The 13338-nt window shown below is 41.9% G+C and carries 16 protein-coding genes; 8 read left to right on the top strand and 8 right to left on the bottom strand.

The window, feature by feature from the left end:
* Nucleotides 1-77 precede the first annotated feature (77 nt).
* Nucleotides 78-1250, top strand: a complete 1173-nt coding sequence (locus AS034_RS11535) for a TraB/GumN family protein (RefSeq protein ID WP_058298746.1) — start codon at nt 78-80, stop codon at nt 1248-1250.
* A gap of 36 nt (nt 1251-1286) precedes the next feature.
* Entirely contained in the window at nt 1287-1829 is a 543-nt protein-coding gene (locus AS034_RS11540; RefSeq protein ID WP_058298548.1) for a GNAT family N-acetyltransferase, read from the top strand.
* Nucleotides 1830-1889: 60 nt separating this feature from the next.
* Here the strand turns inward: AS034_RS11540 and AS034_RS11545 are convergent, their stop codons facing one another.
* Together AS034_RS11545 and AS034_RS11550 are read right to left on the bottom strand one after the other, a co-directional pair.
* Complete coding sequence (locus tag AS034_RS11545) at nt 1890-3152, bottom strand: cytochrome P450 (RefSeq protein ID WP_058298549.1); 1263 nt, start codon at nt 3150-3152, stop codon at nt 1890-1892.
* 92 nt (nt 3153-3244) lie between these two features.
* Nucleotides 3245-4192, bottom strand: coding sequence for a nucleoside hydrolase (locus AS034_RS11550; RefSeq protein WP_032088603.1), 948 nt, complete (start codon nt 4190-4192; stop codon nt 3245-3247).
* A 276-nt stretch (nt 4193-4468) separates the two neighbouring features.
* On the opposite strand from AS034_RS11550, the gene AS034_RS11555 reads away from it, so the two are divergent.
* The 4 genes from AS034_RS11555 to AS034_RS11565 all read left to right on the top strand — a co-directional run bounded on the left by AS034_RS11555 (nt 4469) and on the right by AS034_RS11565 (nt 7883).
* On the top strand, nt 4469-6151 hold the full coding sequence (locus AS034_RS11555) for an acyl-CoA dehydrogenase family protein (RefSeq protein ID WP_058298550.1): 1683 nt from the start codon (nt 4469-4471) through the stop codon (nt 6149-6151).
* A gap of 308 nt (nt 6152-6459) precedes the next feature.
* Complete coding sequence (locus AS034_RS22735; protein WP_156416141.1) at nt 6460-6600, top strand: hypothetical protein; 141 nt, start codon at nt 6460-6462, stop codon at nt 6598-6600.
* 182 nt (nt 6601-6782) lie between these two features.
* Complete coding sequence (locus AS034_RS11560; protein ID WP_058298551.1) at nt 6783-7454, top strand: DsbA family protein; 672 nt, start codon at nt 6783-6785, stop codon at nt 7452-7454.
* Nucleotides 7455-7883, top strand: coding sequence for a disulfide oxidoreductase (locus AS034_RS11565; RefSeq protein WP_032088600.1), 429 nt, complete (start codon nt 7455-7457; stop codon nt 7881-7883).
* A 35-nt stretch (nt 7884-7918) separates the two neighbouring features.
* On the opposite strand, the gene AS034_RS11570 is transcribed toward AS034_RS11565, so the two are convergent.
* Genes AS034_RS11570 through AS034_RS11585 form a run of 4 tightly spaced genes read right to left on the bottom strand, consistent with a single transcriptional unit; the run spans nt 7919 to nt 10642 of the window.
* Nucleotides 7919-8242, bottom strand: coding sequence for a YnfA family protein (locus AS034_RS11570; RefSeq protein ID WP_058298552.1), 324 nt, complete (start codon nt 8240-8242; stop codon nt 7919-7921).
* A gap of 56 nt (nt 8243-8298) precedes the next feature.
* Nucleotides 8299-9696 (bottom strand): nucleoside recognition domain-containing protein, encoded by a 1398-nt coding sequence (locus tag AS034_RS11575; RefSeq protein WP_058298553.1) that lies wholly within the window; start codon nt 9694-9696, stop codon nt 8299-8301.
* Nucleotides 9671-10399, bottom strand: a complete 729-nt coding sequence (locus AS034_RS11580; protein ID WP_058298554.1) for a FeoB small GTPase domain-containing protein — start codon at nt 10397-10399, stop codon at nt 9671-9673. Before AS034_RS11580 ends, AS034_RS11575 begins: the two co-directional genes overlap by 26 nt.
* On the bottom strand, nt 10400-10642 hold the full coding sequence (locus tag AS034_RS11585) for a FeoA family protein (protein WP_419184984.1): 243 nt from the start codon (nt 10640-10642) through the stop codon (nt 10400-10402). It abuts the gene before it with no gap.
* A gap of 517 nt (nt 10643-11159) precedes the next feature.
* Here AS034_RS11585 and AS034_RS11590 point away from each other — a divergent pair.
* Nucleotides 11160-11651, top strand: a complete 492-nt coding sequence (locus AS034_RS11590; protein ID WP_058298556.1) for a GyrI-like domain-containing protein — start codon at nt 11160-11162, stop codon at nt 11649-11651.
* 106 nt (nt 11652-11757) lie between these two features.
* On the opposite strand, the gene AS034_RS11595 is transcribed toward AS034_RS11590, so the two are convergent.
* Entirely contained in the window at nt 11758-11952 is a 195-nt protein-coding gene (locus AS034_RS11595; RefSeq protein ID WP_032088595.1) for a hypothetical protein, read from the bottom strand.
* Nucleotides 11953-12194: 242 nt separating this feature from the next.
* Nucleotides 12195-12743, bottom strand: a complete 549-nt coding sequence (locus AS034_RS11600) for a GNAT family N-acetyltransferase (protein WP_058298557.1) — start codon at nt 12741-12743, stop codon at nt 12195-12197.
* 104 nt (nt 12744-12847) lie between these two features.
* Between AS034_RS11600 and AS034_RS11605 the strand changes: the two genes are divergently transcribed.
* Entirely contained in the window at nt 12848-13306 is a 459-nt protein-coding gene (locus AS034_RS11605) for a GNAT family N-acetyltransferase (protein ID WP_032088573.1), read from the top strand.
* The last annotated feature ends 32 nt before the right edge of the window (nt 13307-13338 follow it).

A 13338-nucleotide genomic window follows, 5' to 3' on the forward strand; every position in this document is an offset into this window, starting at 1 on the left:
CTAACGTTTACAGGCAAATACATAGTAAAATGGTAAAATAATGATTATTATCCTGTAAAGGAAGGGACCCGATGGCTATGGAAGTTGAAGAAAAGAATATTACAAGATTGAACATAGACGGTAAAGAATACATATTGATCGGTACAGCGCACGTTTCAAAAAAAAGTGCTGAACAAGTAAAGGAAGTCATTGAACGGGAACAGCCCGATTCTGTGTGTGTTGAATTGGATGAACAAAGATATCAATCGATCATGGAAGGCGATAAGTGGAAAGAAACAGATATTTTCAAAGTGATTAAGGACCGGAAAGCGACATTTTTATTAATGAACCTTGCGATATCTTCTTTTCAAAAAAGGATGGCTAAGCAGCTGGGAATTCAAGCCGGGCAGGAAATGATCCAGGGAATCCAATCAGCCAAGGAGACCGGTGCGGAGCTTGTTCTTGCAGATAGGAATATCCAAGTGACGTTTTCCCGGATATGGAGCAATGTCGGGTTTACCGGAAAATCAAAATTACTAATGCAGATCATTTACAGCATATTCAGCAATGACAGTATTTCAGAGGAAGAGCTTGAAAAGCTTAAATCGAAAGATATGCTGGAAGGGATGCTGAACGAATTTACAGAAACATTTCCCCGATTAAAGGAACCTTTAATTGATGAACGAGATCAATACCTGTCTCAAAAGATAAAAGATGCGCCGGGCGAGAAAATAGTGGCGGTTTTAGGGGCAGCACATGTCCCGGGAATTAAAGAGGAAATCAAGAAAGAGCATGATCTTGAACAACTTAATGAACGGCCGCCAAAATCCAAGCTTCCCAAAATCATAGGCTGGGGGATTCCAATTTTTATACTTGCACTGATTGCTTACACCTTCATCTCCAATCCCGATGCAGGTTTACAGCAATCGATAAGCTGGATTTTATGGAATGGAGGTTTTTCTGCACTTGGGGTGGCAATAGCTTTCGGTCATCCACTGGCGATATTGACCGCTTTTGTCGCGGCTCCGATCACCTCGCTGAACCCTTTGCTTGCAGCAGGCTGGTTTGCAGGGGCGGTACAGGCTTACTTCAAACGCCCGAATGTGGCGGATTTTGACCGGTTGTCGGAAGATGTCTTGAGTATAAAGGGATTCTGGTCAAATAAAGTGACCCGTGTATTATTGATTGTAGTACTAGCTAACCTCGGCAGTTCATTGGGGACCTTTATCGGAGGAGCGGACGTCATTCGATTATTTTTTGAAAACCTATGATTTCATTATAAAATACATGTTTAAAGGGGGATAGCGATGATACAGACCCTTCATTCACAAAGACTCGTACTGCGGCCCTTTTCTAAAGCGGACGCAGCAGCAATACAAAATCTTGCCAACAATAAAGAGGTTGCAGGCATCATCGGGCTTCCTCAACCATATTTGCAAGAACATGCTATTGACTGGATTGAAATTCAGCCGGAGTTGATTCTGCTTGGGACCGAATATCCACTTGCAATCGTAGAGAAAAAGTCAAACGACTTAATCGGAACGATTACTCTCCGGGTGAATAAAGAACATTTCAAGGGAGAGCTTGGTTATTGGATAGGCAGGCCCTATTGGGGTAGGGGATTTGCGACTGAAGCCGTGAAGAGGATGATCTCGTTTGGATTTGAGGACCTTGAATTAAATAAGGTCTGGGCGTCAGTCCTTTTAAGGAATAAAGGTTCCATTGCTGTATTGAAGAAAGCAGGGTTATTTAAAGAGGGTATCTTAAAACAAGACCGGCTCATATCCGGAAAATATGAGGATATAAATCTATTTGGGATTTTGAGGGAAGACTGCTCTCGCAATAGATAAAATAGTATTGGGCAGTCTCTGAAAGGTCTGTTTCGACCGGGCCATCAGAGACTGCTCTGTTTACTTTACAGGAGATTTGTTAATTCGGATGTTTTTCATCACAAATCCACTTTTAGGGAGGGAGGGTATTTCCCGTAGGCTGTATGATATATCTTGTTTAGGAAATGAATACGAAATACCACTTGCCAGGAATTTAAAGCTTGCATTCATTACTTCTATCGTGGGCCATTCTCCCGGACAGCGATGGTTTTTATAATGGTCCCCGCCTCCTTGTGGAATGAGGTCATATTGACTGCCTACATAGTTAATGAAACGGTCAGGCATAAATCTATCCGGACTTTCCCAAAGCCTGGGGTCATGATTCGTTCCGTAAAGATCAAGCATGACCAGCTGCCCTTCCTTGAATGAATATCCCTGCCAGGTAAAGTCATTTTTCGCTCTTGCAGCCAAAAATGGAAAGAAAGGGTAGAAACGGCGGACTTCTTGAATGAAATTTTCAAGATATCCTTCATTTTCGCAGATCTTTATCTTGGACTCAGGGTGTTCCTGCATTGCACACGCTCCAAAAACAATGTACCTGGCAACGGCGACTAAAGGGCGAATGATGTTCAAAAGTTCTACTGCAGCCGTTTTTGCCTGAAGTGGATGCCCGTTGATGTCCTGATGAGTGGCAATTTCGTGTAGAGCCCTTCCTTCAGCTGCCATCTGATTCCCTGCACGCACGTTTTCAATCATCTTCATCATCCATTCTTCAAGGCGTTTACGTGCAGAAACACTTGATAAATACTTTGGTCCCACTTTTGAAGCACCCTCGATTAATAAATTCAGTTCTTTTGCACGTTTAGGTGCCTCCTTGTCTGAAAGAGGGATTCCCGCCCATTCACACCCTGCTCTTGTAAGGAGTAAGAGTGTTTCATCAAAGAGAACAATCTTTCGTTTGCTTACCCAATTATCGGCTGTGTGTTTCCACAGCTTGGTGGTAATGGTATGTAAATCGTGCAGCCTTGAAGGAGTCATTAAGTTCATGAACAGCAGTTTTCGGTGCTCATGAACTGCACCGTCCAAACCTTGAACACCCCCTTCTCCGAACAGACTTTTAAGGATATGGGAAGGCATGGCCCCGCTCCGTTTCATTCGTTCCCGGTCATAAAAGAGCCTTGCACCTTCCTCCCCGCTTAAAAGGGCCGTTTTTTTTCCTAGTACGCGGGTTTCAAATACATCCAGATGATGATTCTGTACTCGTTTTTGAATAAACTCATAACCATCCTTAAAAATGGAAAGCGTCCTGTCCATTCCCCGATCCTTCGGTATTTTAATGTTCATCGAAACGTCCTCCTTCCAATCAGTTAATATATAACATTCCCGGAAATCGGAGAGTAGAAACCCATATGGAGAAGGTGTGTTGGGTGCATGAATCATTCAAACACTTCACCAGTCATTACGGACATAAACCTGCTGTAAAATTTTTTATAATCAAATCCAAATGCGATTCGATGCTTTTTGGCATCTTCCCCGAATTTTATATAAGGTCTTATGTCTGTGATACTTTGTCCTTGATTTACACGCCCCTCAGTCGTCACGATGAATACAGGAAGTTCTTTGAAGGTGAACATGTCTTCGAATAAAGGGGCCATCAAGGTGATGGCATCGTGTACGGGACTACCCTGAATGTCCGGATTCCGTTTCTTGTAGAAAGCGTAGTAGTAGTCGAGCAAAGGTTTTAAAAGTTCTGTCCGGCCTTTGGAGTCGATATAATCCACCATTTCCGGTGTCACAATTGAATAGTCGGTCACGTTAAGGGGGATGATCGTTAAATTATTGCCATAGTTCATGACAAGTCTTGCAGCTACCGGGTCCGAATAAAAGTTTGCTTCAGAGACAGCTGTTACATTCCCTGGCACCCAGAAAGCCCCGCCCATTACATAGACATCTTTCACTGTATCCATAAGGCCCGGATACAGAATATACATTGTAGCAAGTGAGGTCAATCTGCCGACGTTTACTATCGTGAGCTCTCCATCATATTGCTGGATGATGTTCACGATTTCAAAAAAATTCTCAGTCGTGTCCACCAATTTGTCAGGAATGATCGGACCGAGTCCGTACTCCCCATGGATTTCAGGATAATAAGTCGGTTCCTGCGCAGTCATCGGTATTTCCGCTCCTCCTATTATCGGGAATTTTTTATCTTCCGGTACATACGTCATCAAGTAATTCGCTGTCTGGATGGCGCGTGTTCTGGGCACGTTGCCATAATCTGCGACCACTCCGACAAGTTCGATATCATCACTTAAGTATCCATAAATAAGCGCAACTATGTCATCGACCCCAACATCTGCAAAAAGCAGGATTTTCTTTTTCATAAAGACGCACCCCACAGTTTTTCACATTATATGGAAGCCGAATGTTGTCCCGTGCGTTCAGGTATCAAGTGTTTAAGATATGAAAATGAAAATAAAAGTTTTTCAAAGAAATTCAACTTTCAATCATCATGAGTGTTAAAATATAACTATCTAAAAATTCTAAAAAATAGTAGGGTAAAATATAGCATGAAGATCAATCCGCATTCCTGTCTGCAAAGTCTTCCTGAAAGAAGGATTCCCCATGATACTGTGTGAAGAATTAAGTGAGGTGAAACCATGAAGAAAATTGAAAATTTTTATCTTGAAGATCCCCATTTTCAGCAATTGATCCGCCGCTCCCTTAAAGGAGACTTCCTTCAATGGGCAGAAAAAGAGCTGTCTGATTTCGGGGAAATGTGTGCAAATGAAATTGATGAACGTGCCGTTCATACGGACCGGGAAGGACAGCCAAAGCTGATTAAATATAATCGCTTTGGTGAAGAAGTATCTGAGGTCTGGGTAAATGAAGGGTATAGAAAAACGGTCCGGGATACGTACAATAAAGGGATTGTGGCGTATATCCACAAAGAGATCCCTGCTCTCGGGAGAAAAGGGAATTTTCTCTATTCATTTGCACAGGGATATCTTCTATCTCAATCAGAACCGGGGTTTTATTGTCCCGTCACATTAACGATGGCCACGGCACTTCTTCTTGATAAATACGCCTCTGAAGATGTGAAAGGGATATTCATGAAGCATGTACTTTCAACCGGGGAAGTGGAGCTTTATGAAGGTGCGACCTTCCTGACAGAGAGGCAGGGGGGATCTGATGTAGGAGCTAATGTCGTTCGTGCTGTTAAAAATGGATCTGATTTTGAACTGTTTGGAGAAAAGTATTTTGCCTCCAATTCAGGCATGTGCGGAGTCGCGATGGTTCTTGCAAGGGTAGATGGTGCCGGAAAAGGCACCAAAGGACTCAGTTTGTTCGCCGTTCCATGGAGAAATACAGACGGGACTTTAAATGGTATCCATGTCCGCCGACTGAAAGATAAATTAGGGGTTCGTGCAGTTCCTTCTGCAGAAATTGAATTCGACGGGGCAAAGGCATTCCTTGTGGGAGAACCAAACAAAGGAATTTATTATATGATGGAAGCTTTAAATCTATCAAGAGTCTGCAACGCGGTTGCATCAATCGGGATCATGAGAAGAGCATATATGGAAGCGAGAAATTATGCATTTCACCGCGAAGCGTTCGGAGAGAAGCTTTCCCAATATCCAATGATCAGGGAGACACTTGTAAACCTTGCCGCTAAACAGGAAGTTGAAACAAGTGCAGTTTTCAGACTGATTGAAATGTATGACCGGGTCTCAAGTGAAGAAATACCAACTACAGAGGATGAGGCTGCCCTTACAAGGCTGTACATTGCTATTTTGAAAAAAGAAACTGCCGAGCAGGCAATTCACTTTTCACATGAAGCGATTGAAATGCATGGAGGAAATGGATATATTGAAGATTTCGTTCTTCCGCGTTTGTTGAGGGATGCCCAAGTACTTACCGTCTGGGAAGGGACGGCAAATATACTCGGCCTTGAAGTCCTTCGCTTGATGAAGAAAAACCGTGTACATGAACTATTTATAAACCAAATGAAACAGGAGCTTGATCGACTTCCCAAGAAGTACAGTGCGTCAATCGAAAAGGTCCTCAACGGGTTGACTATATTGGAGTCGTTGGCGGCCAAAGTAGCTGGTTCCGATGATGAAACCCAAACCTATCATAGTAAGCGGATAGCTGAATTGATGGTCAAGATTTTTGAAAGCGTTGTGGCCCTTGGGGATGCAGCTCTATATGGTGATGGCCGAAGGAGAATGATTGCGGAGGTATTCATTGATCATACGTGGAAAACCAATGAGTGGCTTGACTCAGAAATGAAATCACTTAAATACTTTGAAGAAATAATAGGTATGAAAGTGAAAGTATGAAATAAAAAATTCCCGTGTAGACCGGGAATTTTTTATTTCTCACAACAGCATGGGCAGTCACATTCTTTTTTTGTCTGACATTTGCATCGTTCACATGTGCAGCTTTTATTTATCATGGGCTCACCTCCAGGGAATTTTATCCTATTTAAAGGGTTACCAATTCATGCGGTTTCATACTTGAATGGACGATAGAGTGTGATTATGACCGGAGTAATTTAAGAATCACCATATAAAACAAATAAAAGTGGATGTTTTAATGATTCCCTGCACATATTATTCCTAGCATAGTGGAAAGGAGATGCACCCTCATGAAAGAAGAAAAGCAAAATAAAGACCTGCCCTTAAAAGAAAAAGGCGATATGCAGACAATTGAAAATATCTCCAATAACGAGGATATCCAACAGGCCGCGCAGCCCCAGCCGAAAGATTACGATGAAATTGAATATTGAATAGCAAGATCAAGGCCCGTCTCCCAGAAAATGTGGGGACGGGCCTTGTTGTGAGTTTTCCCTAAATACATGATGAAAAGGGGCCGTTTTGTCGAATTTCTGTGCATTTTTCAGCCTGATCCATCACTAAAACATGTTATGATAGTGTAAATTAAATTGAAATTCAAATGGGGGAAAACATAATGAGTAACAAAAAAGCATCGCCAATGAAATACTTGGTCATCATAACTTTATTGGTTGCCGTTCTGTTGGCAGCTATAGTTATGTTGAACAATAAAGCGCAGCCAAAGGATGAAGCTCTTGAATCTCATCCGCCGACTGAAGGGCAGCCGACACTTGGTGAAGGAGATGCCCCGGTATCGATTGTGGAGTTCGGGGATTTCAAATGCCCTGCCTGCAAAGCATGGGGCGATCAAATTTATCCAAAGGTGAAAAGCGATTTCATTGATACCGGTAAGGCAAATTTAACTTATGTGAATGTACTATTCCATGGTGAAGAATCGATACTTGCAGCACTGGCTGCAGAATCAGTATACAAAAACGATCCTGAATCTTATTGGGATTTCCAGAAGGAATTGTATAAAGAACAGCCTGAGGGCGATAATCACGACGCAGCATGGGTAACGGTGGACAAGCTGACCGAGGTTGCAGAAAAAACAACAAATATGGATATTGGACAATTGAAAAAGGATATTGAAAATGAAGCAAATGAAGAAGAGCTAAATATTGATACCAATCTGGTACAGGAATTTAACATTGAACAAACCCCGACGATCATAATCAATGGTACAAAACTGGAGGATCCATATGACTATGAACGAATTAAATCACTTATCGAAGAAGGTCAGGAGTAAATGGACAGGAATAAAACTGATAAAACCCAGCTGTTCATGTATGCTGCCTGGCTTGTGTCCATCATTGCAACGTTGGGGAGTCTTTATTTCAGTGAAGTGAAGGGTTTCATACCGTGTGAACTATGCTGGTATCAGCGGATTTTTATGTATCCGTTGACGTTGATACTCGGGGTAGCGACTTTTAAAAATGACGCAGCATTAAAACAGATAGTACTCCCGATGTCCATCACTGGAGGAATCATTTCAGTATTTCATTATATGGAGCAGAAAATACCCGGATTTGGCGGAATCAAGCCATGTGCAAGCGGAGTTCCATGCAATTCGGAATATATCAATTGGCTGGGATTTATCACAATACCATTCCTGGCAATGACCGCGTTCACTTTGATTACGATCGTAACGTTATGCTGGACGAATAACAAAAAATAAAGAAAAGCTGAAGTTTACTAAACTTCAGCTTTTCTTTATCGTGGAGCCCATAAAATGATGGATACTCCGATCAGGCAAATCGCTGCACCTATGAAATCATACATATCAGGTGTGTTTTTATCAACCCACCATCCCCATAGAATTGCAAGGACGATGAACACCCCGCCGTAGGCTGCATATACTCTTCCGAAAGTAGGGAAGTTCTGGAGGGTGGGTATGACACCGTATAGCACCAGAATCAAACTGCCAAATACACCATACCATGGTGATGCACTCTCTCTAAGCCACAGCCAGACCAGGTAACCTCCGCCAATTTCTGCGAGACCTGCAATGATGAATAATACAATCGCGGATATCATTTTTTCACTTCCTTTCAAAGCAGAAGGGGAAAGGCAGTGAAATGTCCCCGTTTAAGTCAGCCCCACCCGAACACTTTTGCCAGCTGGGCAATGGTAAAGGTAATGGCAATCGCCAAACCAGTAGGGATGGCAAAAGCAAGGAAAGTCCATTTCTTACTTTTTGTTTCCTTGAATATGTTGATAAGTGTCGTACCGCAAGGAAAATGAAGAAGTGAAAATAGCATCATATTTAATGCAGTGATCCAAGTCCATCCTTGATCGATAAAGATTTGCTTTAATGAATCCAGGTCTTCTACTTCGATCATGGCCCCCGTTGATAGGTAACCCATCAATAAAATGGGAAGGACGATTTCATTTGCAGGTAATCCAAGTATGAAAGCCATCAAAATGAAACCATCCAGCCCCAGCTGTTGTGCAAACGGATCTAAAAAGTTGACAATGTGCATCAATATACTTGTATCACCAATTATGATATTTGCAAGTACCCACGTCAAGACACCTGCAGGGGCAGCGATCACAATCGCCCTTTTTAGAACGAAAACTGATTTATCCAATGTTGCCCTGACGATTGTATTAATGAAGTCCGGTCTCCGGTAAGGAGGGAGTTCAAGCGTATAATGAGTAGGAACTCCTTTCAAGGCCGTCTTCGACAGGGTCCAGGAAACAGCCAGGGTGACTATGATGCCGAAAACAACCATGCCTACAACGACTGCAGCCGTTACCAGCGTACCGGCTGCCCCCGTAAATCCTGCAGCCATGAAGATCGATGCGAGCAGTATAAGCGTCGGCCACCTGCCGTTGCATGGGACAAAATTATTGGTCAGAATCGCAAGCATCCTTTCACGGGGAGATTCTATGATTCTAGTTGACATGATCGCGGCAGCATTACATCCGAATCCCATCGCCATTGTCAGGGATTGTTTACCATGAGCCCCGGATCTCTTAAATAACCGATCCATGTTGAACGCTACCCTCGGCAAGTAGCCGTAATTCTCTAAGATAGCAAACATAGGGAAGAAGATTGCCATTGGCGGAAGCATGACGCTGATTACCCAGGAAGTTCCCCTGTAAAGGCCGAGCACCAAGATACCATGCAGCCAATCCGGTGCATGGATGGCGTTAAACCCAAGTGTCAGATACCCTTCAAGCCAGCCAAAAAAAGACGCCAGCATGGAAGAAGGGATGTTTGCACCCGCTATCGTTAAGTAAATGACGACAGCAAGCATGGAAAGCATGATCGGGAATCCCCATATTTTAGATGTGAATATTTTATCAAGTTTTTCAGTTTGTAATAACTTGTTCTGATCTTTTATAGAAACAGTTTCATTACAGAGTGTTTTTGAATGAGAGAATGCACTGGTGACAATGTCATCCCGCAGTGAAGCAGTGGAAAGTTCAATTGCTTTTTTTCTTAAGAATTGACTTCGATCAGTATTCCCCGGAAGCGAACTCATAACTGTGACCCCCTTTTTTTTCATTTAACAGTTTGGCATTCAATTCATCGATGATCCGCTCATCACCTTCCAGTAAGCGCAATGCAATCCACCTGGCCGGCAGATGAGAACCATATATTGATTGAATGTCCGGAAGAAGTTCTTCTATTCTTTCTTCAATTTCATCCCCATACTTCATTTTGAATGGTGATAGAGGCAATAAGCCTTTAACAACACTAAGAACAGCATCTAATAAGCTGCTTATTCCGACTTTGTTCCGTGCAGAGATTTTCACAACAGGCACGCCCAGCTTTTTTTGCAGCTTCGCTTCGCTGATTTCAATCCCTTTTTTGGCAGCTTCATCAATGAGGTTCAGACATATTACTGCTTTATCTGTTATTTCCAGCACCTGAAGGGCAATATTCAAGTTTCTCTCTAAAGAAGTGGCATCCAGAACGACGACTGTCACATCAGGCTGCTCAAAGGCTATATAGTTTCTGGCTATTTCTTCATCCATAGAGTTGGCAATGAGTGAATACGTACCAGGCAAATCAATGATTTCGAACTCTTCATTTTTATGTTCAAAGTATCCCTTTGATTGAGCCACGGTTTTCCCAGGCCAATTTCCTGTATGTTGTCTAAGTCCTGTGAGTTGATTGAATAATGTGGACTTCCCGGTGTTTGGATTTCCTGCTAATGCAATCCGGTATTTTTTCCCGTTCATTTATACCATCTCCCCATATATATTCGAGCTCTCTTCTTTTCGCAAAGCTATTACTGTGCCACTGACCCTGAATGCAATCGGATCACCTAAAGGGCTCTTGTTTACAACCGTCACAACATTACCGGGGACAAAGCCTAAATCCAGCAGGCGCCTTCTCATGACCCCGGTCAAATCCATAGATATGATCTGTACGGACATGCCTTCTTGGAGCTGGCATAATTTGTATTTGTGTGCAGACATTATTTTTCCGCTCCCTCACATATTTTTTATAAGGTTATGATTGTTTCCTTTGTGCAACTTTTTCTTTATCGTATGTCTCTAGAAAGGTTTTGTCAATGGATATTTGGAAGACTGCTTGTACTTTTTTAATATCGACTTGTTTATCATTACGATGAAACTGCTTAAACACGGTTGTATCTGCGAACACAGAACTTCCTATTTGAAATGAAGGCGGAAAGGGTTACAATGGTTATAAAAAAGGGGAGGTCGAGGGGGATTTTAAATCTGCTATTGGGATACGTCATATTATCCGTACCTGCATTATTCGTTGTTTTCTTCTTCAAACATAAATCAAAAAAGGAATTGGAAAAATTGAATGAAAATGAGTTTTCTCAAAAACATTGAAAAAGAAAGCCCTCTGCTATGGGCTTTCTTTTTCAATCGCGCTTGGATGCATGAAGAAGAATTAAACCATAGATTAAAGGAATTAGCTTCATGCTGTAGAATTTATTATACTGACACTTTATAAGGAGGGGGATATATGGAGAAGTTAGATTATAAAGTCACAGATCTGCCTGGGTATCGGGCCATCGGACTAAAATGGGAAGGCGCTTATTCAGAAGTGGCTGGTTTGAAGGAAATGATCCAAAAAATGAGCAATAGGGTTTCTGAGTTGGAGCATGCGGTAAATCCACAGGAACAATTGGGTTTGTCATATCACTTGCGCCCCGATGGATTCTTACATTATTCTGTGTATGAAGTTAGTCCTGAGCAAGAGATTCCAGCAGGGATGGAAGAGATCAACGTCAGTCCCATGACTTATTTTTGCGTCCATCATCCGAAAGGCAAAGACATCGGTCATACATACACTGCAATCTATCATTGGATGAAAGAGAACGGCGAATATACTCCTTTTACTGAAGCCGGGACGAAGTACTATGATGATTTGCCGATCAAACATGAACGATATCCGTATAAAAGGGACTTAAAGGATCCACACTTTGATATATTAATACCTTTAACGAAAAAATAAGCATCAAAAAACCCATCCTTTCCGGATGGGTTTTTTGATCATCTGCCGCAGCTGCATTTCTTACCGTGATGTTCATGTTGTTTATGACAATTACATTTGCGAGACTTCATACATCCACAGCTGTCGTGATGGTGATCTTTTTTGCATTCACATTTATGGTGATCTTTTTTACATCCGCATTTCTTCCATTCATGTTGATCGCTATTTTTATGACAGCTGCAGGAATGTGCATCTTTGATTTTAAAACATTTTTGTTCCACGGCTTCTTTTCTTCTGGAGTCTCTGCAGTCATCATGGTCATAATCGTCCTCATAGCAAGTGCAATGAATGAACATCAAATTGTCCCAGAAATTGCAGAATTTATGCTTTCTTCTGCCTCTTTCACAGCCCTGAGAATACGGAAACCACATATTATTTCCCCCTAACTCCATGTATTTGCCCAAGGTAATACCCCGACTTAATACATTCTATGTATCTTTGTCCAATTGGTATGGACGAGCGCCCTTTTTTACAGTGGGAATATGCAGCATCTGTTTACTTTAGTTAGCTGCAGCCTTTCCATTCATCTTTAAGCATTCCGTACACGACGTGATCCACGTAGTGATCATACAGCCATTCCGCCTGTCTGATGGTTCCTTCTTCTGCAAAACCCAATCTCTCAGGGATGCTTCTGCTTTTCTTATTTTCTGCAGCAGCCCTGATATCGACTTTATTTAATTTGTGATAGTCAAAAGCATAATCCGTTAATGCTTTTGCAACTCTGGTCATGATTCCTTTTCCTTGATAGTCCTGGGGGAGCCAGTATCCAATATAGGCTGTTCTATTGGACCAATCAATTGAATTGTAGCCAGCGGTCCCGACCATTTTCCCATTATATAAAATCACAGTGTTCATGCTCTTATTTTCTGCATAGCTTCTCATGCAGCCTTGAATGAACTCCTTTGTATCCTCTGCTTTTTTGGTGTAATCCAGCCAGCCAAGCCACTCCTTCAAGTGTTCTCTTGCTGTGTCCACCAATTGAAACATTTCTTCTGCATCATTCATGTCCACCAATTTCAATGCCAATTCTTCGTCAATTTTATGTAAGAACATTTTCTTCACCCCTATTAATTAATATTGTATAATTTTACTATATGAATTGAAAAAATTCTCGGATAATTATAAAAATAGAAGATTTGGTAAAAGAGGGGTCAAGCGTGCATATTTTTGAATTGAGTAAACGGAAAGATTTATTTGAAGAAGCTGTAGACGCTTTCTGGAAGCAGTGGGGAAGTGAAGAGAGCTACCTTTTTTATAAAGACTGTATGCATCGATCATGTGAAACAGATGAAGAGGTTCCAAGGTTTTATATTGCGCTGGAAGATGAAACAATAATAGGTACGTTCGCTATCCTTCGAAACGATATCAATAGCCGGCAGGACTTATCTCCTTGGATTGCCTGTTTATATGTCGATCCGGAATGGCGGGGCAGGGGACTCGGGGCACAGTTCCTTCAATATGCTTTGAAGGAAGCGGGCAGAAAAGGCTACAAAAAACTCTATCTGGCCACAGATCATGATGGTTATTATGAAAGATATAACTGGCTTCATTCATCAGAAGCCTATGGACTCGGCGGCAACTTTATTAAAGTGTATGAAAAGTCTACTGGTCTATGAAATGAACTGTTACATACCAAAATGACCAAGGA

This window comes from [Bacillus] enclensis (assembly GCF_001456935.1).
GTDB classification, from domain to species: domain Bacteria; phylum Bacillota; class Bacilli; order Bacillales; family Bacillaceae_B; genus Rossellomorea; species Rossellomorea enclensis.

Bases quoted from the DNA above. Each gene is read 5' to 3' on its own strand.
- AS034_RS11595 (WP_032088595.1), bottom strand. From the start codon at position 11,952: ATGACCATGATGACTGCAGAGACTCCAGAAGAAAAGAAGCCGTGGAAC.
- AS034_RS11555 (WP_058298550.1), top strand. From the start codon at position 4,469: ATGAAGAAAATTGAAAATTTTTATCTTGAAGATCCCCATTTTCAGCAA.
- AS034_RS11570 (WP_058298552.1), bottom strand. From the start codon at position 8,242: ATGATATCCGCGATTGTATTATTCATCATTGCAGGTCTCGCAGAAATT.
- AS034_RS11545 (WP_058298549.1), bottom strand. From the start codon at position 3,152: ATGAACATTAAAATACCGAAGGATCGGGGAATGGACAGGACGCTTTCC.
- AS034_RS11565 (WP_032088600.1), top strand. From the start codon at position 7,455: ATGGACAGGAATAAAACTGATAAAACCCAGCTGTTCATGTATGCTGCC.
- AS034_RS11580 (WP_058298554.1), bottom strand. From the start codon at position 10,399: ATGAACGGGAAAAAATACCGGATTGCATTAGCAGGAAATCCAAACACC.
- AS034_RS22735 (WP_156416141.1), top strand. From the start codon at position 6,460: ATGAAAGAAGAAAAGCAAAATAAAGACCTGCCCTTAAAAGAAAAAGGC.
- AS034_RS11550 (WP_032088603.1), bottom strand. From the start codon at position 4,192: ATGAAAAAGAAAATCCTGCTTTTTGCAGATGTTGGGGTCGATGACATA.
- AS034_RS11560 (WP_058298551.1), top strand. From the start codon at position 6,783: ATGAGTAACAAAAAAGCATCGCCAATGAAATACTTGGTCATCATAACT.
- AS034_RS11575 (WP_058298553.1), bottom strand. From the start codon at position 9,696: ATGAGTTCGCTTCCGGGGAATACTGATCGAAGTCAATTCTTAAGAAAA.
- AS034_RS11535 (WP_058298746.1), top strand. From the start codon at position 78: ATGGAAGTTGAAGAAAAGAATATTACAAGATTGAACATAGACGGTAAA.
- AS034_RS11590 (WP_058298556.1), top strand. From the start codon at position 11,160: ATGGAGAAGTTAGATTATAAAGTCACAGATCTGCCTGGGTATCGGGCC.
- AS034_RS11540 (WP_058298548.1), top strand. From the start codon at position 1,287: ATGATACAGACCCTTCATTCACAAAGACTCGTACTGCGGCCCTTTTCT.
- AS034_RS11600 (WP_058298557.1), bottom strand. From the start codon at position 12,743: ATGTTCTTACATAAAATTGACGAAGAATTGGCATTGAAATTGGTGGAC.